Annotated in this window: 17 protein-coding genes; 3 read left to right on the forward strand and 14 right to left on the reverse strand. The window is 60.3% G+C overall.

The window, feature by feature from the left end:
• Positions 1 to 8 precede the first annotated feature (8 nt).
• The gene (locus tag PCOSP_RS04050) at positions 9 to 887 is read left to right on the forward strand and encodes a hypothetical protein (RefSeq protein ID WP_464710393.1); all 879 of its coding nucleotides are present in this window, start codon (positions 9 to 11) and stop codon (positions 885 to 887) included.
• A gap of 46 nt (positions 888 to 933) precedes the next feature.
• On the opposite strand, the gene PCOSP_RS04055 is transcribed toward PCOSP_RS04050, so the two are convergent.
• The 5 genes from PCOSP_RS04055 to PCOSP_RS04075 all read right to left on the reverse strand — a co-directional run bounded on the left by PCOSP_RS04055 (position 934) and on the right by PCOSP_RS04075 (position 6,231).
• Positions 934 to 2,097: a type III PLP-dependent enzyme gene (locus tag PCOSP_RS04055; protein WP_024781129.1), complete on the reverse strand. Its 1,164-nt coding sequence runs from the start codon at positions 2,095 to 2,097 to the stop codon at positions 934 to 936.
• Positions 2,098 to 2,596: 499 nt separating this feature from the next.
• Positions 2,597 to 3,754, reverse strand: coding sequence for an osmoprotectant ABC transporter ATP-binding protein OsmV (locus tag PCOSP_RS04060; RefSeq protein ID WP_139648241.1), 1,158 nt, complete (start codon positions 3,752 to 3,754; stop codon positions 2,597 to 2,599).
• 139 nt (positions 3,755 to 3,893) lie between these two features.
• Complete coding sequence (locus tag PCOSP_RS04065; protein WP_175361765.1) at positions 3,894 to 4,586, reverse strand: ABC transporter permease; 693 nt, start codon at positions 4,584 to 4,586, stop codon at positions 3,894 to 3,896.
• A gap of 10 nt (positions 4,587 to 4,596) precedes the next feature.
• Complete coding sequence (locus PCOSP_RS04070; protein ID WP_464710394.1) at positions 4,597 to 5,490, reverse strand: glycine betaine ABC transporter substrate-binding protein; 894 nt, start codon at positions 5,488 to 5,490, stop codon at positions 4,597 to 4,599.
• 24 nt (positions 5,491 to 5,514) lie between these two features.
• Positions 5,515 to 6,231, reverse strand: a complete 717-nt coding sequence (locus PCOSP_RS04075; RefSeq protein ID WP_055126890.1) for an ABC transporter permease — start codon at positions 6,229 to 6,231, stop codon at positions 5,515 to 5,517.
• A gap of 331 nt (positions 6,232 to 6,562) precedes the next feature.
• Between PCOSP_RS04075 and PCOSP_RS04080 the strand changes: the two genes are divergently transcribed.
• Together PCOSP_RS04080 and PCOSP_RS04085 are read left to right on the forward strand one after the other, a co-directional pair.
• On the forward strand, positions 6,563 to 8,146 hold the full coding sequence (locus tag PCOSP_RS04080) for a peptide chain release factor 3 (protein WP_139648247.1): 1,584 nt from the start codon (positions 6,563 to 6,565) through the stop codon (positions 8,144 to 8,146).
• Between the two features lie 319 nt (positions 8,147 to 8,465).
• A complete protein-coding gene (locus tag PCOSP_RS04085; RefSeq protein ID WP_139648252.1) occupies positions 8,466 to 8,714 on the forward strand; it encodes a hypothetical protein in 249 nt (82 codons plus the stop codon).
• A 79-nt stretch (positions 8,715 to 8,793) separates the two neighbouring features.
• Here PCOSP_RS04085 and PCOSP_RS04090 read toward each other — a convergent pair whose 3' ends face one another.
• The 9 genes from PCOSP_RS04090 to PCOSP_RS04130 all read right to left on the reverse strand — a co-directional run bounded on the left by PCOSP_RS04090 (position 8,794) and on the right by PCOSP_RS04130 (position 21,412).
• Positions 8,794 to 9,774 carry a peptide ABC transporter ATP-binding protein gene (locus tag PCOSP_RS04090; protein WP_464710396.1) on the reverse strand — a complete coding sequence of 327 codons (981 nt, stop codon included), beginning with the start codon at positions 9,772 to 9,774 and terminating at the stop codon, positions 8,794 to 8,796.
• The gene (locus PCOSP_RS04095) at positions 9,774 to 10,742 is read right to left on the reverse strand and encodes an ABC transporter ATP-binding protein (protein WP_464710397.1); all 969 of its coding nucleotides are present in this window, start codon (positions 10,740 to 10,742) and stop codon (positions 9,774 to 9,776) included. The genes PCOSP_RS04090 and PCOSP_RS04095 overlap by 1 nt, the downstream gene beginning before the upstream one ends.
• Before the next feature lie 10 nt (positions 10,743 to 10,752).
• Positions 10,753 to 11,664, reverse strand: a complete 912-nt coding sequence (locus PCOSP_RS04100) for an ABC transporter permease subunit (RefSeq protein ID WP_041020610.1) — start codon at positions 11,662 to 11,664, stop codon at positions 10,753 to 10,755.
• Positions 11,665 to 11,674: 10 nt separating this feature from the next.
• Positions 11,675 to 12,685 (reverse strand): ABC transporter permease subunit, encoded by a 1,011-nt coding sequence (locus tag PCOSP_RS04105; protein ID WP_175385532.1) that lies wholly within the window; start codon positions 12,683 to 12,685, stop codon positions 11,675 to 11,677.
• Between the two features lie 75 nt (positions 12,686 to 12,760).
• Positions 12,761 to 14,356 carry an ABC transporter substrate-binding protein gene (locus PCOSP_RS04110; protein WP_464710398.1) on the reverse strand — a complete coding sequence of 532 codons (1,596 nt, stop codon included), beginning with the start codon at positions 14,354 to 14,356 and terminating at the stop codon, positions 12,761 to 12,763.
• A 76-nt stretch (positions 14,357 to 14,432) separates the two neighbouring features.
• Positions 14,433 to 15,854: an OprD family porin gene (locus PCOSP_RS04115; protein ID WP_175385530.1), complete on the reverse strand. Its 1,422-nt coding sequence runs from the start codon at positions 15,852 to 15,854 to the stop codon at positions 14,433 to 14,435.
• Between the two features lie 170 nt (positions 15,855 to 16,024).
• On the reverse strand, positions 16,025 to 17,629 hold the full coding sequence (locus PCOSP_RS04120; RefSeq protein WP_139648259.1) for an ABC transporter substrate-binding protein: 1,605 nt from the start codon (positions 17,627 to 17,629) through the stop codon (positions 16,025 to 16,027).
• A 300-nt stretch (positions 17,630 to 17,929) separates the two neighbouring features.
• Entirely contained in the window at positions 17,930 to 19,555 is a 1,626-nt protein-coding gene (locus PCOSP_RS04125) for an ABC transporter substrate-binding protein (RefSeq protein WP_139648261.1), read from the reverse strand.
• 255 nt (positions 19,556 to 19,810) lie between these two features.
• Positions 19,811 to 21,412 (reverse strand): ABC transporter substrate-binding protein, encoded by a 1,602-nt coding sequence (locus PCOSP_RS04130; RefSeq protein WP_464710399.1) that lies wholly within the window; start codon positions 21,410 to 21,412, stop codon positions 19,811 to 19,813.
• Positions 21,413 to 22,014 lie beyond the last annotated feature (602 nt).

A 22,014-nucleotide genomic window follows, 5' to 3' on the forward strand; every position in this document is an offset into this window, starting at 1 on the left:
GACAGCCTATGGATCAACTTGGCTATGCATGGACGGGAGCGCAGCGAAAGACCCTGGAGCGCTACGCCCACTTCCTGGTTTCCCTGCGCTCGATCCTGGATAACATCTCGGGCGCTTTTGAACGGCGTCGAAGTGCGGGCCATCAGCCATCCGTGTTGGCGATGGATTCAAGATGGAACAACGCATTCTTCAACGGACAGTATCTATCGGCGCTCTGGCGCTACGTCAATGAGCTCAAAATGTCCTTGAAAAAGGATGTGGATGTACTGGCGGTTTTCAGCCGGGATGCACTCGACATCACCGCGCGGTTCTCCAGAAGGGAAGCGATTGAACACGTGGATTTCAGGCTGTTCAGTTTGTCCCGTTCAGCGCGATGGTTGCTGGCTCCTCCGACGAAGGTCGAGGACCTGACTCATGAGCTTCACTTGCGCTTTATCAACCATAGAAGCGCGATCAGGCAGTGGGTGTTTCGTTTCGATGAACTGTATCGAGAGTCGCTCGGGTTGAACCCGGCGTTCACCAGCGCCATGGATCACCGCGCTTGTCGTTGCCACCTCCAACCGAGCGTGGCGCAGATGTTATTTCAAGAGGCGATTACCACACCCGCCTGGAACCTGGTTTATTCCTCTCGGGACGCTTCGATCAGGGCGATGGAATACAAGGCCGACATTGCCCTGCTGTTCAAGGCATTCAAAAACCTGAACGGACAGATGGGCTTGTTGGCGCAGGATTTATATCAGCGTATGGAGGACGTGGTCCTGACACTCAGGCGCGCAAGCTACGCGGTGCGGCTGGGAGAACTGAATTCGAAATTGAGCACCGCCATGAAAGCGCTAGGTCAATGCGTGGCGCTGCTGGAGGATTTCGAGAACTGGCTGCGCAAATAAAAAAGGTCCATGCATGCTGCATGGACCTTTCTATCGACAGGTTGCGTTATACGTAGAACGACTTCAGCGGCGGGAAGCCATTGAATTCCACGGCGCTGTAGCTGGTGGTGTAGGCGCCGGTCGACAGCCAGTACAGACGATCACCGATGGCCAGGTTCAGTGGCAGGCCGTACTTGTAGTTCTCGTACATGATGTCGGCGCTGTCGCAGGTCGGGCCGGCGATGACCACTTCTTCCATCTCGCCTTTCTTCTCGGTCCAGATCGGGAACTTGATGGCTTCGTCCATGGTTTCGATCAGGCCGGAGAACTTGCCCACGTCGGTGTAGACCCAACGCTCGACGGCGGTACGGGATTTACGGGCGACCAGCACCACTTCACTGACCAGGATACCGGCGTTGGCAATCAGCGAACGGCCCGGCTCGAGGATGATTTCCGGCAGGTCGTCGCCGAAGTCTTCCTTGAGGAAACGGATGATTTCCTCGGCGTAGGTTTCCAGGCTGTTGGTGCGGGTGATGTAGTTGGCCGGGAAACCGCCGCCCATGTTGATCAGTTTCAACTCGATGCCGTCTTCTTCCTTGAGACGCTCGAAGATCACCTTGACCTTGGCAATGGCGGCGTCCCAGACGCTGATGTCGCGCTGTTGCGAGCCAACGTGGAACGAGATGCCGTATGGCACCAGGCCCAGGTCACGGGCCAGGATCAGCAGGTCCATGGCCATATCGGTCTGGCAGCCGAATTTGCGCGACAGGGGCCAGTCAGCGGTGGTCGAACCTTCGGTCAGGATACGTACATAGACTTTCGAGCCCGGCGCTGCCTTGGCGATGTTGCGCAGGTCGGCTTCGGAGTCGGTGGCGTACAGGCGCACGCCTTTTTCGTAGAAGTAGCGGATGTCCCGGGACTTCTTGATGGTGTTGCCGTAGCTGATCTGGTCGGGGGTAACGCCCCGGCTCAGGACCTTGTCCAGCTCATAGATCGAGGCGATGTCGAAGTTCGAGCCTTTTTCCTTGAGCAGGTCGATGATCTCCACCGCCGGGTTGGCCTTCACGGCGTAGTAGACCTTGGCGAACTCGAAACCTGCGCGCAGGTCGTCGTAGGCCTGGGAGATCATCGCGGTGTCGATCACCACGAACGGGGTTTCCTGCTTGTCGGCGAACGCCTTCATTTTCTGAAAGGTTTCGCGCGCGAAATAATCTTCGACCTGGATCGACATACGTTGGGACTCCTACTGGCAAACATCAGGATCAATGGGTTTGAGGGCAAGCTGCCCCCGTGAACGTCCTCCGTATCCCCACTTTGGTTCGCCTACTTCCCAAGGCATGTCGCCGAAAGCAAAAAGGCCATGGGCTGCGTGGTGCCCTTGGCCTTGCTGTCTCGTCGTCAGTACTTGAGCCGGATGGATCGTTTCCAGCATGGACGTTCGGCGCGAACTTTAGGGCGTGAGGGGCCTGAGATCAACTAAAAATGTCGCGTTTTTGCACACATCCGTCGTGCGGTCCGCGACAGCTCCTGATGTAACCGACCTGTGTGACGGATTGATGTTCCCGTTGGATGAGTTAACGAGGCGTTCTGGGGACAGACGATTGCGATGATAAACCCGCAACCCTGTGGGAGCTGAGCTTGCTCGCGATGGCGGTGGGTCAGTTGGCGGCAGTGCTGGCTGTGCCGCCGCTATCGCGAGCAAGCTTGGCTCCCACAGGGTTTGTGGGCAATTAAGCCTGCGCGGTCTCGGCCGGCGAGACGATGCTGGTCTTGCCGCCACGGGACTTGCCGGAACTCAGGTACTCGGCGATGGATTCCTGGGTCACCTCGCCGAGGAAGACCCGTTCGGCGTCCATCACCGGCAGCCACGAGCGGTTGAACTCGTACATGCGCGACAGCAGGATCCGCAAATGCTCGTCATAGGCGGCCGTGGCATTGAACTCCCGCAGGAATTGCGCGCAGGTGCCGGTCTGGCGGTGCAGGTCGCGACGGCGTACATAGCCCAGGGCCTTGTTCTCGGCGCAGGTGACCACCACGTAGCGACGGTCATGCTCGTCCATCAACTCCAGTGCCTCGGCCACCGGGGTTTCCGGGCTGACCGAGGGGGCGTTGTCGGCTGCGTCCTCGGCCTTGACCAGCAGCAGGCGCTTGAGCGTGCTGTCCTGGCCGACGAAGTTGCTGACGAAGTCGTCGGCCGGGTGTGCCAGTAGCGTGTCCGGGTGGTCACACTGGACCAGCTTGCCGGCACGGAAGATCGCGATCTTGTCCCCCAGCTTGATGGCTTCGTCGATGTCATGGCTGACCATGATCACGGTCTTGTTCAGCGCCCGCTGCATGTCGAAGAACTCGTTCTGGATCATCTCGCGGTTGATCGGGTCCACCGCGCCGAAGGGTTCGTCCATCAGCAACAACGGCGCGTCTGCCGCCAGGGCGCGGATCACGCCGATCCGTTGCTGCTGGCCGCCCGACAGTTCACGTGGATAGCGATGCAGGTACTGCTTGGGTTCGAGTTTGATCATGCTCATCAGCTCGCGGGCGCGGTCGTGGCATTTCTGCTTGTCCCAGCCGAGCAGCTTCGGCACCACCACGATGTTTTCCTCGATGGTCATGTTCGGGAACAGGCCGATCTGCTGGATCACATAGCCGATGTTGCGGCGCAAGGTCACCTCGTCGAGGTCGGTGGTGTCTTCACCGTTGATCAGCACCTTGCCCGAGGTGGGCGGGATCAGGCGATTGATCATCTTCAGCGTGGTGCTCTTGCCACAGCCCGACGGCCCGAGGAATACGCAGATCTCGCCTTCGTTGACGGTCAGGTTCACCGAGTCCACGGCCTTGACGTCTTTTCCGTTGCTCTTGAAGGTTTTGCTGAGGTTCTGGAGTTCGATCATTTCGTTAATCCTGTGTAGGGGGTGTTCGCCGCAAATGACGGGCGCGATCTCAGCTCCAACCCGTAGGGCCGAGCCCCACAAAGCGCAATCCGTCGTTGCTCGTCGTTCATTTGGATAAACCAAACTTCTCTCCTCGCGCCTAGTCTTGCGCTTTGTGGGGCATCGGCGCGCCCGTCATTTGCGGCGAACACCCCCTACTAGTCAGCGAGCGTTGCAGCCATTGCAGAAGCAGGTCGGCGAAGATGGCCAGGAGGCTGACCAGCACGGCGCCGACGATCAGCATCGACATGTCGCTGCGGCTGATGGAAGCGAGGATGAGCACGCCCAGGCCACCGGCGCCGATGGTGGCGGCGATGGTCATGACGCCGATGTTCATGACCACGGCGGTGCGCACGCCGGCGAGGATCACCGGTACGGCGATGGGCAGCTCGACCATGCGCAGGCGTTGGCCGAAGGTCATGCCGATGCCACGGGCGGCTTCACGGATGCCCGGTTCCACGCCGGTGAGGGCCAGGTAGGTGTTGCGCATGATCGGCAACAGCGAATAGAGAAACACGGCGGTGATTGCTGGCATCGGGCCCAGGCCCTGGCCGAACTTGGAATAGAACGGCAACAACAGGCCGAACAGCGCAATCGACGGGATTGTCAGCAGCACCGTGGCGCTGGCCTGCAATGGGCCGGCGAGCGCCGGGAAGCGGGTCATGAAAATGCCCAGCGGCACGCCGATGAGAATCGCCAGGCTTACGGCAATGCCCACCAGCATGATGTGCTGCCAGGTCAGGTGCATCACCTGCTGCCAGTCGAGGTGGGAAAAGGCGTTCAACAGTTCCATGGCTTTTTCCTCAATTGATGGGGTGCTGGCGCAGGAAGTCGGCGGCCACCACGGAAGGGCTTTCATGGTCGACGTCCACGCGGGCATTGAGTTGTCGCATGGTTTCATCGTCGAACAGCTCGGCCAGCGGCTTGAGCTGCGCGGCCAATTGCGGATGGGCGTCGAGGAACGCCTGGCGCACCACCGGTGCGGCGGTGTAGTCGGGGAAGTAGTGCTTGTCGTCCTCAAGCAATTTCAGCTTGAAGGCGTTCAGCCGGCCGTCGGTGGTGTACACCAGCCCGGCGAACACCTGGCCGTTGCGCAGGGCGGTGTAGACCAGACCGGCGTCCATCTGCCGGATATTCCTGCGGGTCAGGTTCATGCGGTACTGCTCGACCATGCCCGCCAGGCCGTCGGAGCGGTTGGCGAACTCGGTGTCCAGGGCCACCAGATGGTTCTTGTCCGCTTCGGCCTGCAGCACGCTGTTCAATTGGCTGATGTTGCTGATCTGCGGGTATTGGCGGGCGACTTTCTCCGGCAGGGCCAGGGCGTAGGTGTTGCTGAACTTCGACGGTGCCAGCCAGGCCAGGCCTTTCTTCGCGTCGAGTGCTTTCACCCGGGCGTAGGACTGGGCGCTGTCGAGTTTTTCCGTGACGTGGTTGTAGGCCACCAGCGACACGCCGGTGTATTCCCAGAGCAGGTCCAGTTGCCCGGTTTCATGGGCGCTGCGGGCCAGGTTGCTGCCCAGGCCGCCGGTGATCTGCGCGTCGTAGCCTTTGCTGCGCAGGTATTGCGCGGTGATTTCCGCCAACAGTGTCTGCTCGGTGAAGACCCGGGCCCCGAGGCGGATCAGCGGTTTTTCCGCCGCTTGGGCAAACCCGGCGAACAGCAGCACGCAGCCCAGTATCAAGCTCAACTTCTTCATAACGATTCCTTTATCCAGCCGGCTTTATGACGGTCGCAGACCGCGCTCCAGCCAGAGGCGGCTGGCCAGTGTCACCAGGCCGTCGAGCAACAACGCCAGCAGGGCGGTGCAGGCGGCGCCGAGCAACAGTTGCGGCTGGTTGTTCAGGGCGATGCCGGGGAAGATCAGGCTGCCAAGGCTGTTGGCACCGATCAGGAAGGCCAGCGGCGCGGTGCCGACGTTGATCGCCAGGGCGACCCGCACGCCACCGACGATGATCGGCACGGCGTTGGGCAGTTCGACTTTCCACAGCACCTGGCGCGGGGTCATGCCGATGCCGGTGGCGGCTTCCTTGAGAGAACCCTGGACGTTTTTCAGGCCTTCATAGGTGTTGCGCACGATGGGCAGCAGCGAGGCGAGGAACAGGGCGAAGATGGCCGGCCCGCTGCCGATCCCCAGGACACCCAGGGCGATGGCCAGTACGGCCAGGGGCGGCACGGTGTTGCCGATGTTGAAGACTTGCATGAAGCGCTCGGCGCGCCCGACCATGCCGGGGCGGCTTAAGGCGATACCGGCGGGGATGCCCACGATCAGGGCTGCCAGCATGGAAACCAGTACCAGCATCAGGTGGGCTTGCAGGTAGAACAACAGGTCGTCGCGATAATGTCGGATCGTATCGATGCCGATCCAGTGGACCAACAGGGCCAGGAGCGCGACGACGACCACGCCTCCTGTCAGCCCTTTGCCATAGCGGATAGCCACAGGCGGACTCCTTTGTCTTTCAGTCGGCGCACGCTTCCCCGGGCGGCAGACCCATGGGTTTGCCGGGAAAACGTTCGCGAGAAGCAGCTCTTTTCGATGCCGGTAAACCAGCATGTGGATCGAGCCATGAGCGCAGCCTCGTCAGGCTAACTTGCTGATTTTTCAGCCCCTGACGAATAAATGCAGCAGGGGGGTGGACGTCTCCACGGGGCAAAAGGTTCCCCTGTCAGGAAGCTTGCGGCCATCTTCGATGTGCTCAACGGTTCGGTTCCTGGCACAAGTTGAGCTATAATCGCCGCCCTTTTTTGAATCACCTGCCAGGCGATTTCCCATGACCAAACAGGCCGCCGAAGTCGCGAAACGCCGCACTTTCGCCATTATTTCCCACCCCGATGCCGGTAAGACCACCATCACCGAGAAGCTCCTGCTGATGGGCAAGGCGATTGCGGTTGCCGGTACGGTGAAGTCCCGCAAGTCCGACCGCCATGCCACCTCCGACTGGATGGAGATGGAAAAGCAGCGGGGTATTTCCATTACCACGTCGGTCATGCAGTTCCCGTATCGCGAACACATGATCAACCTGCTCGACACCCCGGGCCACGAAGACTTCTCCGAAGACACCTACCGCACCCTGACCGCGGTGGACTCGGCGCTGATGGTGCTCGACGGCGGTAAAGGCGTCGAGCCGCGGACCATCGCGCTGATGGAAGTCTGCCGCCTGCGGGACACGCCGATCGTCAGCTTCATCAACAAACTCGACCGGGACATTCGTGACCCGATCGAACTGCTCGACGAGATCGAAGCGGTCCTGAAGATCAAGGCTGCGCCGATCACCTGGCCGATCGGCTGCTATCGCGATTTCAAGGGCGTGTACCACCTGGCCGATGACTACATCATTGTCTACACCGCCGGTCATGGTCATGAGCGCACCGAAACCAAGATCATCGAGCGGCTGGACTCCGACGAAGCGCGCGCACACCTGGGCGACGAGTACGAACGTTTCGTCGAGCAGCTGGAGCTGGTGCAGGGTGCCTGTCATGAATTCGACCAGCAGGCGTTCATTGATGGCCAGATGACCCCGGTGTTCTTCGGGACCGCGCTGGGCAACTTCGGTGTGGATCACGTGCTCGACGCCGTGGTCGACTGGGCGCCGCGTCCGCTGCCCCGGGTCGCCAACGAGCGCACCGTGGAGCCGGTGGAAGAGAAGTTCTCGGGCTTCATCTTCAAGATCCAGGCGAACATGGACCCCAAGCACCGCGACCGTATCGCGTTCATGCGCATCTGCTCCGGCAAATACGAAAAAGGCATGAAGATGCGCCACGTGCGCACCGGCAAGGACGTGCGCATCGGCGACGCCCTGACCTTCTTCTCCTCGGAGCGCGAACAGCTGGAAGAGGCTTTCGCCGGTGACATCATTGGCCTGCACAACCACGGCACGATCCAGATCGGCGACACCTTCACCGAAGGCGAAGTCCTGGGTTTCACCGGCATCCCGCACTTCGCCCCGGAACTGTTCCGCCGCGTACGCCTGAAGGATCCGCTCAAGTCCAAGCAACTGCGCCAGGGCCTGCAGCAACTGGCCGAAGAGGGCGCTACCCAGGTGTTCTTCCCGGAGCGCAGCAACGACATCATCCTCGGCGCGGTCGGCGTGCTGCAGTTCGATGTGGTCGCCAGCCGCTTGAAGGAGGAATACAAGGTCGAGTGCTCCTATGAGCCGATCACCGTGTACTCGGCTCGCTGGATTGAGTGCAGCGACAAGAAGAAGCTTGAGGAATTCACCAACAAGGCGGTGGAAAACTTGGCGCTGGACGGTGGTGGTCACCTGACCTACCTGGCCCCGACCCGGGTCAACCTGGCGCTGATGGAAGAGCGCTGGCCGGACGTGAAGTTCCGCGCGACCCGTGAGCATCACTAAGCGCTGAGCCGCAAGACCCAAGCCCCGTTGCGAAAGCCGCGGGGCTTTTTTATACCTCCTTGTTACGGCGCTGCTCCCACAGTGGAACTGCTGATAGAGAGGATATTTGTGTACGACGCCAAACCCTGTGGGAGCAAGCTCGGCTCCCACGGCGGGATGATTATGACAATTTTGAATAAGGTCTATTCGAAAGCGGTCTGTCCCCAAGCGGCATTTCTGCCCCTGATTCTGCGTCCTAGTCTTACGAGCCAGCCTGTTCGGGATTAGATTTCCTGAACGCCGTGGGGTCCCGGCTTTATTCAGGAAAGAGGAATCGGCTATGAATAGGTTTCTACGCGTGATGTTGTTGCTGAAGGTGTTGGTGATGTTGTCCCTGGGATCCGGCGCTGTATGGGCCGAGTGCGTCGACCACGAGCAACATGCCTCGAGCGGGCAAGGGGCGCACGGGGCAATGATGTTTGCTGCGGCCGAAACACAACCGGGGGATCAGGACGATGACGACTCGACGATAGACCAGCCCGACACCGACGATGGGGATGAGGGCGACGAAGGCGACAGCCAGACGTAGCCTCCAGAATGACTAGTTGAAGACCGTGGCGAGGGAGCGAGCTTCCTCGCCACGGGGTCAGTGGATCGTGCCTGAATCGTTATGCCGCACCGTCGAGGAACTGCTCGGCGTAGTGGCACGCTACCAAGCGATTATCCAGAGGACGCAGGGCCGGCTCTTCGGTCTTGCAACGCTCGGTGGCATACGGACAGCGCTTGTGGAAGGCGCAGCCGGACGGCGGGTTGAGCGGGTTGGGCAGTTCGCCGACGATCTTGATCTTCGGCTTGTTCGGGTCCGGGTGGATGGTCGGTGTGGCTGACAGCAGCGCCTGGGTGTACGGATGCAACGGGCGGCTGTAGATCGACTCGTTGGGGCCCATCTCCACCGGACGGCCGAGGTACATCACCATCACATCGTCGGCGACGTGTTGCACCACCGCCAGGTTGTGTGAAATGAACACGTAGGCGGTGTTGAACTCCTGCTGCAGATCCATGAACAGGTTGAGTACCTGGGCCTGAATCGACACGTCCAGCGCCGACGTCGGTTCGTCCGCCACCAGCACCTTGGGTTGCAGCATCATGGCACGGGCCAGTGCGATGCGCTGGCGCTGGCCGCCGGAGAACATGTGTGGATAGCGCTGATAATGCTCGGGGCGCAAGCCCACCTGCTTCATCATCGCCTGGACTTTTTCCCGCCGCTCGGTGGCCGACAGGTTGGTGTTGATCAGCAATGGCTCGGCCAATTGATCGCCGATTTTCTGCCGCGGGTTGAGGGACGCGTAAGGGCTCTGGAACACCATCTGCACGTCTTTGCGCAACTGCTTGCGTTCGGCCTTGTTGGCGCCGGCCACCTCCTGCCCGGCGATTTTCAATGAGCCGGAGGACGGCTCTTCGATCAGGGTCAGGCCCCGGGCGAGGGTGGACTTGCCGCAACCGGATTCGCCCACCACGGCCAGGGTCTTGCCGGCCTCGAGTTCGAACGACACACCGTTGAGGGCGCGCACGGTGGCGTGGCCCTTGAACATGCCACGGGACACTTCGTAATGACGGGTCAGGTCACGGGCGGTAAGTACGACGGCCATCACGCCACCTCCTGGTTCAACGGGTAGAAGCAGCGGGCGAGGCTGTTGGTTTTCGGGTCAAGGGCGGGGCGCTGTTGACGGCAGTTGTCCTGCACGTAGGGGCAGCGTGGCGACAGCAGGCAGCCTTGTGGACGGTCATAGCGACCGGGAACGATGCCCGGCAAGGTCGCCAGGCGTTCGGCGCCCATGCTGTGCTCTGGAATCGCCGCCAACAATGCTTCGCTGTAGGGGTGGGCCGGAATGTCGAACAACTCCGGCACCTTGCCCACTTCTACGGCTTGACCGGCGTACATCACGCAGACGCGCTGGGCGGTTTCGGCCACCACGGCGAGGTCGTGGGTGATCAGCACCAGGCCCATTTCCTGTTCTTTTTGCAGGGCCAGCAGCAGGTCCATGATCTGCGCCTGGATGGTCACGTCCAGAGCGGTGGTCGGTTCGTCGGCGATCAGCAGCTTCGGCTCGCCAGCAATGGCCATGGCAATCGCCACGCGCTGGCTCATGCCGCCGGACAGCTGATGGGGGTAGGCGTCCATGCGGCTGGCAGCACCCGGGATCTCGACTTTTTCCAGCAGTTCGATGGCGCGCTTGCGGACGGCCTTGCCGGACATCTTCAGGTGCAGGCGCAGCACTTCTTCGATTTGGAAACCCACGGTGTAGCTGGGGTTGAGCGCGGTCATCGGGTCCTGGAACACCATCGCCAGGTCCTTGCCGACGATCTGCCGGCGCTGGCGGGCGCTCAGCTTGAGCATGTTCTTGCCATCGAAGTTCAGCGCATCGGCGGTCACGATGCCGGGGTGCTCGATCAGGCCCATCAGCGCCATCATGGTCACGGATTTACCCGAGCCCGACTCGCCAACGATGGCCAGCACTTCGCCTTTTTCCACGCTCAGGTCCAGGCCATCGACCACCGGAACGGCGTTGGCGTCGCCGAAGCGGACGTTGAGATTCTTGATTTCTAGCAGTGACATGGGAATCTCCTCAGGCGGCATTCTTGAGTTTCGGGTCCAGCGCATCGCGCAGGCCGTCGCCCATCAGGTTGATTGCCAGCACGCTGAGCAAAATGGTCAAACCGGGCAGGCTCACGACCCACCAGGCGCGTTCGATGTAGTCCCGGGCCGAGGCCAGCATGGTGCCCCACTCCGGAGTCGGCGGCTGGACGCCCAGGCCGAGGAAGCCCAGGGCGGCGGCGTCGAGGATGGCCGAGGAAAAGCTCAGGGTCGCCTGCACGATCAGCGGTGCCATGCAATTGGGCAGCACGGTGATGAACATCAGGCGCGGCAGACCGGCACCGGCCAGGCGGGCGGCGGTCACGTAGTCGCGGTTCAGTTCGCCCATGACGGCGGCGCGGGTCAGGCGCACGTACGACGGCAGCGACACGATGGCGATGGCGATCACGGTGTTGATCAGGCCTGGGCCGAGGATGGCGACGATCGCCACGGCCAGCAGCAGCGAAGGCAGGGCCAGCATGATGTCCATCAGGCGCATGATGGTCGGGCCGAGGATGCGCGGGAAGAACCCGGCGAACAGGCCCAGCAGGATGCCCGGGATCAGCGACATCACTACCGACGACAAGCCGATCAGCAGCGACAGGCGCGAACCCTGGATCAGCCGTGACAGCAGGTCGCGGCCCAGTTCATCGGTGCCCAGCAGGAACTGGATCTGTCCGCCTTCGAGCCAGGCCGGCGGCGTCAGCAGGAAGTCGCGGTACTGCTCGCTCGGATCATGGGGGGCGACCCACGGGGCGAAGATCGCGCAGAACACCACCAGGATCATGAACATCAACCCGGCCACGGCGCCCTTGTTACGGGAAAACGCCTGCCAGAATTCTTTGTACGGGGACGGATACAGCAGGCTTTGATCGACTGCTACCGAAGGAGTTGGAGTACTCATGGATTTGATCTCAGCGCTGGTGACGGATGCGTGGGTTGGCAAAGCCGTAGAGGATGTCCACGACGAAGTTGACCAGAATCACCAGGCAGGCGATTAACAGGATGCCGTTCTGCACCACAGGGTAGTCCCGGGCGCCGATGGCCTCGATCAACCACTTGCCGATGCCCGGCCAGGAGAAGATCGTTTCGGTCAGGACCGCACCGGCCAGCAACGTGCCGACCTGCAGGCCGACCACGGTCAGTACCGGGATCAGCGCGTTGCGCAGGCCGTGGACGAACACCACGCGCGCCGGCGACAGGCCCTTGGCCCGGGCGGTGCGGATGTAGTCTTCGCGCAGCACTTCGAGCATCGAAGAGCGGGTCATGCGGGCGATCACCGCCAGTGGAATGGTGCCCAGCACGATGGCCGGCAGGATCAGGTGGTGCAGCGCGTCGAGGAACGCGCCCGGATCATCGGCGAGCAAGGTGTCGATCAGCATGAAGCCGGTTTTCGGCTCGATGTCGTAGAGCAGGTCGATGCGTCCCGACACCGGGGTCCAGCCCAGGGACACCGAGAAGAACATGATCAGGATCAGGCCCCACCAGAAGATCGGCATCGAATACCCCGCGAGGGAGACGCCCATCACCCCATGGTCGAACAGGGACCCTCGCTTGAGTGCCGCGATCACCCCGGCCAGCAGGCCCAGGATACCGGCGAACAACAGGGCGGCCATGGACAGTTCCAGGGTCGCGGGAAACAGGGAGCTGAACTCGGTCCAGACGCTTTCGCGGGTGCGCAGCGATTCGCCGAGATCACCGTGGGCCAGTTTGCCGATGTAGTCCAGGTACTGGGCGTACAGCGGCTTGTTGAGGCCAAGGCGTTCCATTGCCTGAGCATGCATTTCGGGATCGACCCGACGTTCGCCCATCATCACTTCCACGGGGTCGCCGGGGATCATGCGAATCAACGCGAAAGTCAGCAAGGTGATGCCGAAGAACGTGGGGATCAGTAATCCCAGTCGGCGGGCAATAAAACTAAACATCTTCAGGTGTACCTCATCAGCCGGTTAGGCATGTCCGGCACCCCTTTGATCAGGGAATACCGGACGCTTTCTTATCTACTTCACCTGGGTGGTGGCGAAGTTGTTGGTGGTGAGCGGGCTAATGGCGTAGCCCTCTACGTTCTTGCGCATTGCCGTGAACATCCGGGTGTGGGCCATGCTGATCCATGGCTGGTCCTGGTTGAAAATCACCTGGGCCTGTTCATAGAGCTTGATGCGCTCCTCGGGGTTCACTGTGGCGCGGGCCTGGTCGATCAGCGCCTGGAATTTCTCGTTGCACCAACGGGCGTAGTTTTCGCCGTTCTTGGCCGCCTCGCAACTGAGCATAGGCGTCAGGAAGTTATCCGGGTCGCCGTTATCGCCCGCCCATCCGGCGGAGACCATGTCGTGCTCGCCGTTTTTCGCGCGCTTGAGCATTTCGCCCCACTCCATGACGCGGATGTCGACCTTGATCCCGACTTTCGCCAGGTCAGCCTGCATCATCTGCGCGCCGAGCATCGGGTTGGGGTTGGTCGGGCCGCCGCCGTTGCGGGTGAACAGAGTGAACACGGTGCCCTCCGGCACGCCGGCTTCCTTGAGCAACTGGCGGGCCTTGTCCAGGTCCCGCGGCGGGTTCTTCAACTCGTGATTGAAGCCCAGCAGCGTCGGTGGGTAGGGGTTGACCGCGACGGTGGCGTTGCCCTTGCCGAACAGCGCGTTGACGTAGGCTTCCTTGTCGAAGGCGATGTCGATGGCTTTGCGCACCCGCACATCGCTCATGTATTTGTGCTGGGTGTTCAGGGCGACGTAGGACACGGTCATGGCGTCCAGTTCATCGACTTTCAGGTTGGCGTCTTTCTTGATGCTCGGGATGTCATCGGGCTTGGGGTACAGCGCGACCTGGCACTCATTGGCCTTGAGCTTCTGCAGGCGCACGTTGTTGTCGGTGGCGATGGCCAGTACCAGTGCATCGGCCGGCGGCTTGCCGCGGAAGTAGTCCGGGTTGGCCTTGAAGCGAACCTGGGCGTCCTTGTTGTAGCGCTGGAAGATGAACGGCCCGGTGCCGACCGGCTTGCTGTTGAGGTCGCCGGCCTTGTTGGCCTTGAGCAACTGGTCGGCGTATTCGGCCGGGTAGATCGAGGAGAAGGCCATGGCAACGTCGGCCAGGAACGGCGCTTCGCGGCGGGTCAGGGTGAACTTGACCGTGTGTTCGTCGACTTTCTCGACGCTTTTCAACAGCTCTTTGAAGCCCATGCTTTCAAAGTAGGGGAAGCCCACGCTCGACAGTTTGTGCCACGGATGATTCGGGTCCAGCTGGCGCTGGAAGCTCCAGACCACATCGTCGGCGTTCATGTCGCGGGTCGGCTTGAAGTATTCGGTGGTGTGGAACTTGACGCCGTTGCGCAGGTGGAACGTGTACGTCAGGCCATCGTCGCTGATCTCCCAGGACTCGGCCAGGCCTGGAATCACTTCGGTGGTGCCGGGCTTGAAATCGACCAGGCGATTGAAAATGGTTTCCGCCACGGCGTCGGCAGTGACTGCAGTCGTGTACTGGACCATGTCGAAGCCTTCCGGGCTGGCTTCTGTGCAAACCACCAGGGGTTTGGCCGTGGCGCCAACGGCGACACTCAGCAGCGCAGCGGCGAGGGCTGCGCGTAGGGGGATCATGTTCATCGTCATATCCTCTGCAATCGGTGAAACGGCAAAAGCCGGACGGCCGACCTCGTGAGTCGACCGTCCGGCGCAGGGTTTACAGAATGTTGAACGGGATGGTGGTGACCAGGCGGAACTCATTGATGTTGCCGTCGGCCTGATGTTCGCTGGCGCGGTGGGTCGTGTAGGTGGCACGAATCGCGGTGGCCTTGAGCGGGCCGCTCTGCACGGCATAAGACGCGCCGACGCCGTATTCGTAGTGACTTTCACCGTCCATCAGGCTCAGGTCGCCGCGCTGGGCACCTGGGTCGGTATAGGCCGTGCCCTTGTAATGAGTGCCGTCAATACCCCAGCCGCGTGCTTGGTAGATATTGAACTTCAGACCTGGCACGCCGTACTCGGCCATGTTGATGCCATAGGCAATCTGGAACGACTTCTCATTCGGGCTGTTGAAGTCCGACAGCAGGGAGTTGGCCAGGTAGATGCCATTGGTTTCGTGCAGGTAGTCGAAGTACTCGTCACCGTTCACTTCCTGATAGGAGAACGTCAGGCTGTGGGCTTGATGCGTAAGACCGAACGACAGGGAGTAGGTATCGTTGTCGATATCTCCCATCAGCTTTTTGCCTTCATCGACGGTCTTGTAGTAGTTCAGGCTCGTGGTCAGGCTCACCACCTGGCTGTCACCCAACTCATGGGTGGCGCCGAAGTAGTACTGGTTCCAGAAGTCTTCGACATTGGCACCATACAAGCTGGTTTTCAGGCTCTTGAACGGCTGATAATTCACACCTGCCATGTAGACTTTGTCGGTTTCCACGCCGGTGGCGGAATACTCGGTACGGAATTTCGACAGGCTCTGTTCGGTTCGTGGCGAGACGCGATCGAACCCGGCGACATCGAACGACAGGTTGTTGAATTCTTCGCTGTGCAGGCTGACGCCTTCAAAGCTGGAAGGCAACGGACGGTTACCGATAACGTCGACAATAGGCGTGCTGAAGTTCTGGCGGCCGGCGGTCAACGTCGTGTTCGAGACACGGAGCTTGACGTTGGCCAGACCCAGTTTGCTCCACTGGTCCACGGCGTCGCCGTTGGAGTCTGCGAGGGTACGGTTCGAACCACCGGCAATATCCTTGCGATCACGGTCCAGCGCGATGGCATTGTAGGCAGCTACTTCCGTACTGACACCGACGGTGCCTTGGGTAAAGCCCGAGGTGTAGTTGACGATGGTGCCCTGCACCCAGTTGATACGCCGGGAAATCGGCGTCCGGGGCACGGTAGGATCATTTTTAACGCTGTTTGGCTTGTAGCTGAACCGATCGTCCCTGCGACGCAGCTCGTTGGCGTACCAGTTGCGAGTCGTGCCGCCCAGGCTCTGTCCGTCGATGAAACCTTTAGCTTCGCTTTGGGCGCTGCTGCCTGCCAGAGTAGTAGGTACGAACTCCTGACTTACAGATTCAGCGTAGGCGGTAGCCGTGATGCTGCTGATGGCCAGGGCCAGTAACGCGGTGCTGCTCAATTTCATGGGTAACGCTCCTTTTTCTTTCTTTTTAATGCCGGTCTTTTTTGGTGATACGGCTATCGGTTTTTACTACTGGCTACAGCTCGCAAACGTTTGCAGTGGGCCTGATCGGCAAATTACGGCAAGACGTCTGCGTGAAGGCCCGTAAGGGCCCTCGCTGTAGGACTAATCGGTTATGGGGTCAGGCTGACGCCCGAGAACACGTTGCGGCCGAAGGGGCTGACCTTGAATCCTTCGACTTTGGCACTCAGCGGCTGGTTGACCGTCGAGTGGGCGACAGGGGTGATCGGCACTTGCTGCTTGAGCAACTGCTGGGCCTGTTTGTAGAGCACGGTGCGCTGGTCGCGGTCGGTGACGACCTTGGCCTGCTTGATCAGCTTGTCGTAATCCTGGTCGCACCACATGGAGTAGTTGTTGCCACCAATGGCGTCGCAGCTGTACAGCGTGCCCAGCCAGTTGTCCGGGTCACCGTTGTCGCCGGTCCAGCCGATCAGGCTGATGTCGTGCTCACCGTTCTTGGTGCGCTTGATGTACTCGCCCCATTCGTAGCTGACGATCTTTACTTTCAAACCGATCTTGGCCCAGTCGGCCTGGAGCATCTCGGCCATCAGCTTGGCGTTGGGGTTGTACGGGCGTTGTACGGGCATGGCCCAGAGGGTGATTTCGGTGCCTTCCTTGACCCCGGCGGCCTTGAGCAACTCCTTGGCTTTTTCCGGGTCGTAGGCGGCGTCCTTGATCGTGTCGTCGTAGGACCACTGGGTCGGTGGCATGGCGTTGACCGCCAGTTGCCCCGCGCCCTGGTACACGGCGTTGAGGATGGCCTGCTTGTTCACCGCCATGTCCAGCGCACGGCGTACTTCGACCTGGTCGAACGGTTTGTGGCGGGTGTTATAGGCGATGTAGCCGAGGTTGAAACCAGGCTTCTCGATCAACTGCAGCTTGGGATCGTTCTTCAATGCGGGTACATCGGCCGGGCGCGGATGCAGGGTAATCTGGCACTCGTTGGCTTTGAGCTTCTGTACTCGCACGGAGGCGTCGGTGTTGATCGAGAAGATCAGGTTCTTCAGCTTGACCCGCTCCGGCGCCCAATAATGGGTGTTGGCGACGTAACGGATGTTGGAGTCCTTCTGGTAGCTCTTGAACTCGAACGGGCCGGTGCCGATGGGTTTCTGATTGATGTCGCTCGGCTTGCCGCTCTTGAGCAACTGCTCGGCATATTCGGCCGACAGGATCGCGGCGAAGCTCATGGCGATGTTCTGGATGAACGCGGCATCGACACTGTTGAGGGTCATGACCACGGTCAGCGGTCCGGTCTTCTCCACCTTGGCGATGTTCTTGTTCAGGCTCATGCCGTTGAAGTACGGGAATTCGGTGGCGTAGGCCTTGCGGAACGGATGCTGCGGATCGAGCATGCGGTTGAAGGTGAACAGCACATCGTCGGCGTTGAAGTCCCGGGTCGGCGTGAAGTAGTCGGTGCTATGGAATTTCACCCCTTCGCGCAGGTGGAAGGTGTATTTCAGGCCGTCTTCGGAAATCTCCCAACTTGTCGCGAGACCCGGTACGACATTGGTCGCGCCCTTTTCAAACTCGGCCAAGCGATTGTACAGCGGCTCGGCGGCATCGTTATCGGTGGCGGTCGTGTATTGCGCCGTGTCGAAGCCGGCGGGGCTGCCTTCGGAGCAGAACACCAGGCTACCGCCAGCGGCGGCTTGGGCCACGGATGTCGCGGCCAGCAGGCCGGTACTCAGCAACGCAGAAAAAACCAGGGTATGGCGCATGACGCTCCCTCTTTCGTTCGGGGTGTTAAACAGTGAACCGGCGTCCATCCGGGACAGGTCCGGGGCACTGAGTTCATTCCATTGCGTGCAGCAATGCCACAGGGTCAGCAGGTCTGCCAGATTCCAACGGTACGGCCGTGGGTTTGGCAGTCAATGCGTAACGTCTGAAAGACTTGTGAGAAAGAGCGATACGTCCTCAAGCAGCTGCCGTAATGCGCAGATGTTTTTGGAGGTAGGCGATTTCCTGGGTCTTGGCTGATAAAACAACGGCGCCGTCAGGAGACGCCGCCGTTGCATACCTCAGTTGCTGACGCTGACGCCGTAGAAGGAGTTCAAGCCAAATGGGCTGATCTTGAAGTCCTGCACGTTGGCGCGCATGGGTTGATACACCGTCGAGTGAGCGATAGGTGTCATTGGCACGGCATCCTTGAGGACGTGTTGTGCCTGTTTGTACAGTTCGGTGCGCTTGGCCTGATCGGTGGTGCGCTTGGCTTCCTTGACCAGACCGTCGAATTTCTTGTCGCACCATTTGGAGAAGTTGTTGCCGGACAGCGAGTCGCAGCCGAACAGCACGTTGAGCCAGTTGTCCGGGTCACCGTTGTCGCCGCTCCAGCCAATGATCATCGCCTGGTTCTCGCCGCCTTTGGAACGCTTGATGTACTCGCCCCATTCGTAGCTGACGATGTTGACGTTCAGGCCGATCTTCTTCCAGTCGGACTGCAGCATTTCAGCCATCAACTTGGCGTTCGGGTTGTACGGACGCTGCACCGGCATAGCCCACAGGGTAATGTTGGTGCCTTCCTTGACGCCGGCTTCCTTGAGCAGCGCCTTGGCTTTCTCAGGGTCGTACTTGGCGTCCTTGATGGTGGTGTCGTAGGACCACTGGGTTGGCGGCATGGCGTTGACCGCCAGCTGGCCGGCGCCTTGGTAGACCGAGTCGATGATCTGCGGCTTGTTGACCGCCATGTCCAATGCCTGGCGGACTTTCAGGTCAGCCAGCACGTTCGGCTCGTTGCTGCCCTTGATCTTGTCCATCACGTTATAGGCGATGTAACCCAGGTTGAAGCCCGCTTGGTCGGGCATCTTCAGGGCCTTGTCTTCCTTCAGGGCCTTGAGGTCGGCCGGGCGCGGGAAGAGGGTGATCTGGCATTCGTTTTTCTTGAGTTTCTGCATGCGCACCGACGGATCGGTGGTGATGGCGAAGATCAGGTTGTCGATCTTCACGTCGTCAGGCTTCCAGTAGTCCTTGTTCCCGGTGTAGCGGATGTTGGAGTCTTTCTGGTAGCTCTTGAACACGAACGGACCAGTGCCGACGGGCTTCTGGTTGATGTCGGGAGCCTTGCCTTCCTTGAGCAACTGGGCGGCGTATTCGGCGGACTGGATCGAGGCGAAGCTCATGGCCATGTTCTGGATGAACGCGGCATCGACGTCCTTGAGGGTGAACTTGACGGTGTGGTCGTCGACTTTATCGATATGGGTGATGTTGGTGTCCATCCCCATGTCGGTGAAGTACGGGAACTCGGTCGGATACGCCTTACGGAACGGATCGTCCTTGTTGATCATGCGGTTGAAGGTGAACAGCACGTCGTCGGCGTTGAAGGTACGGGTCGGCTTGAAGTACGGGGTGGTGTGGAACTTGACGCCTTCACGCAGGTGGAAGGTGTAGGTCAGGCCGTCTTCGGAAATGTCCCACTTGGTCGCCAGGCCAGGAATCACAGCGGTGCCGCCGCGTTCGAACTGGGTCAGGCGGTTGAACATGGTTTCTGCAGAGGCGTCGAAGTCGGTTCCGGTGGTGTATTGACCCGGGTCGAAACCCGCCGGGCTGCCCTCGGAGCAGAACACCAGGTTAGTCGCCGCTTGGGCGAAGGGAGCACTGGCTAATAGGCTTGCGCCGACTAAAAACGGAATGACCGCGTGTTTAAGCATGTTGGCCTCATGATTTGTTGTCATTTTTGGATTTGAGGGCGACCTCGTGAGTCGTCCTGCGGATACTTATGCAGGCCCCATACCCAATGCAAGATCAAGAGCGGTTACAGATCTGAAACAGTGGCACGAACGTACCTTAATGTCGCATCTGTGTAAGTTCTGACGCAGTTGATCGTTTGCGCCGGTTTTTTTGGTGCAAACATTGCTTTTAAACGGTGCGCTACGAGCTTGTCGCGCACCGGGTTGGGGCGGGTTCTACTGTTGCAAACCCACGCCGTAGAAGGGTGTGAGGCCAAATGGGCTGAGTTTGAAATCCACGACTTTTTTGTTTATCGGCTGGAATACCGTGGAGTTGGCAATCGGCGTGATGGGCACCTGTTGCTTGAGAATCTTTTGCGCCTGCCGGTACAGGTCGATCCGTTGCTGGCGGTCGGTCGAGACCTTGGCTTGCTGGATCAGCTTGTCGTAGGCCGGGTCGCACCACTTGGCGTAATTGCTGCCCTTGACCGCCGCGCAGCTGTAGAGCACGCCGAGCCAGTTGTCCGGATCGCCGTTGTCGCCGGTCCAGCCGTAGATCATCGCGTCGTGTTCGCCGTTCTTGGCGCGCTTGATGTACTCACCCCACTCATAACTGACGATGTTGGCCTTGATGCCGATTTTCGCCCAATCCTGCTGGATCATCTGCGCCGACATCCGCGCGTTGGGGTTGGAGGCGCGTTGCACCGTCATCGCCCATAAATTGAGGGTGGTACCGGGTGCCACCCCGGCTTCCTTGAGTAGCGCCTTGGCCTTGGTCACGTCGTGGGGAGCGTCCTTGATAGCCGGGTCGAATGACCACTGGGCCGGCGGCAGGGCGTTCTGGGCCAGTTGCCCGGCGCTCTGGTACACCGCCTTGATGATCGCCGGTTTGTCGATGGCCATGTCCAGCGCCTGGCGGACCTTGAGCTGGTCCAGGGGCGGGTGCGTGACGTTGTAGGCGAGGAAACCCAGGTTGAATCCCGGTTGCTTGAGCACTTGCAGGTTCGGGTCCTGTTCCATCACTTCGATGTCCGCCGGACGCGGGTAGCCGCTGACCTGGCATTCGTTGCGCTTGAGCTTTTGCAGGCGCACGGCGGCGTCGGGGGTGATGGAAAAGATCAGGTTATCGATTCTCACATCCTCGGGTTTCCAGTAGGCCGTGTTGGCGGCGTAGCGGATCTGCGAGTCCTTCTGGTAGCGCTTGAACACGAACGGGCCGGTGCCGACGGGTTTCTGGTTGAGGTCGCCGGCCTTGCCTTCCTTCAATAACTGCGCCGCGTATTCGGCGGACTGCACGGAGGCGAAACTCATCGCCAGGTTCTGCACGAACGCGGCGTCGACGTTGTTCAGGTTGAAGCGCACGGTGTGCTCGTCGACTTTCTCGACGCTCTTGATCGTGGTGTTCAGACCCATGTCGGTGAAGTAGGGCGACTCGGTCGGGTAGGCCTGGCGGAACGGTTGCTGCGGATCGAGCAGGCGCTGGAAGGTGAACACCACGTCGTCGGCGTTGAAGTCGCGGGTGGGGGTGAAGTAGTCGGTGGTGTGGAATTTCACGCCGTCGCGCAGGTGGAAGGTGTAGACCAGGCCATCGGCGGAGACATCCCAGCTCGTCGCCAACCCCGGCTCGACTTCGGTGCCGCCGCGCTTGAACTGGGTGAGACGGTTGAAGACGGTTTCGGCCGAGGCGTCGAAGTCGGTGCCACTGGTGTACTGGCTGGGGTCGAACCCAGCGGGGCTGGCTTCGGAGCAGTAGACCAGGGTAGTGGCGGCCTGGGCCAGCGGGGCGCAGCCGATCAGGGCGAGGGTGAGCAGCAATGGTTGGAAAGTGGTTCTGTCCATGAAATCCCTTGGGGCGTGGTGACGGTTTTCATGGAGAGTAGCGTTGTGGGTGGGAGAGGGGGAAATATCCAAAAGTGAGGGGGACTGTTGGGTTTGGGTATAGCTCTATTGCCTTGGGTTGCGATGAGGTGGCCTGACCGTCGGCCTCTCTCTCCGACTGCACCCCCCGATCCAATTGTGGGAGCGAGCTTGCTCGCGATTTGACTTTTCACAAAGGTCCAGTTGCTGGCTGTCCACATTCCATAAAACGTGGACAGCAGTCGCACGCTGTTCTTAGCGATGTCAACGCGATGTTGCGGATCTGATGGGAGCAAGCTCCCTCGCCGCGGTGTTGCGGTAGGGCTGGAAGCGGCGCGGATCATTCAGGTGCGTCGGAAGGATCTTCTAGACCGAAGGGAAACATCCCACGGCTTTTAAGTTGTCCCTCGGAAGTGGGCTCTCTAACCTTTTGAACGTCGCAGCAAACCAGCGACCAGGAGTGGAAACCTGAAATGAGTAGGTCGTAAGACTCACGACCATAACGGCAAGTGATGGCTCCAATTTCATCGGGAGCATGCACATGAATGAAGGAAAGACCGAACCAAACTTCAATAGAATCCATC

Source organism: Pseudomonas sp. MAFF 730105 (genome assembly GCF_055380705.1).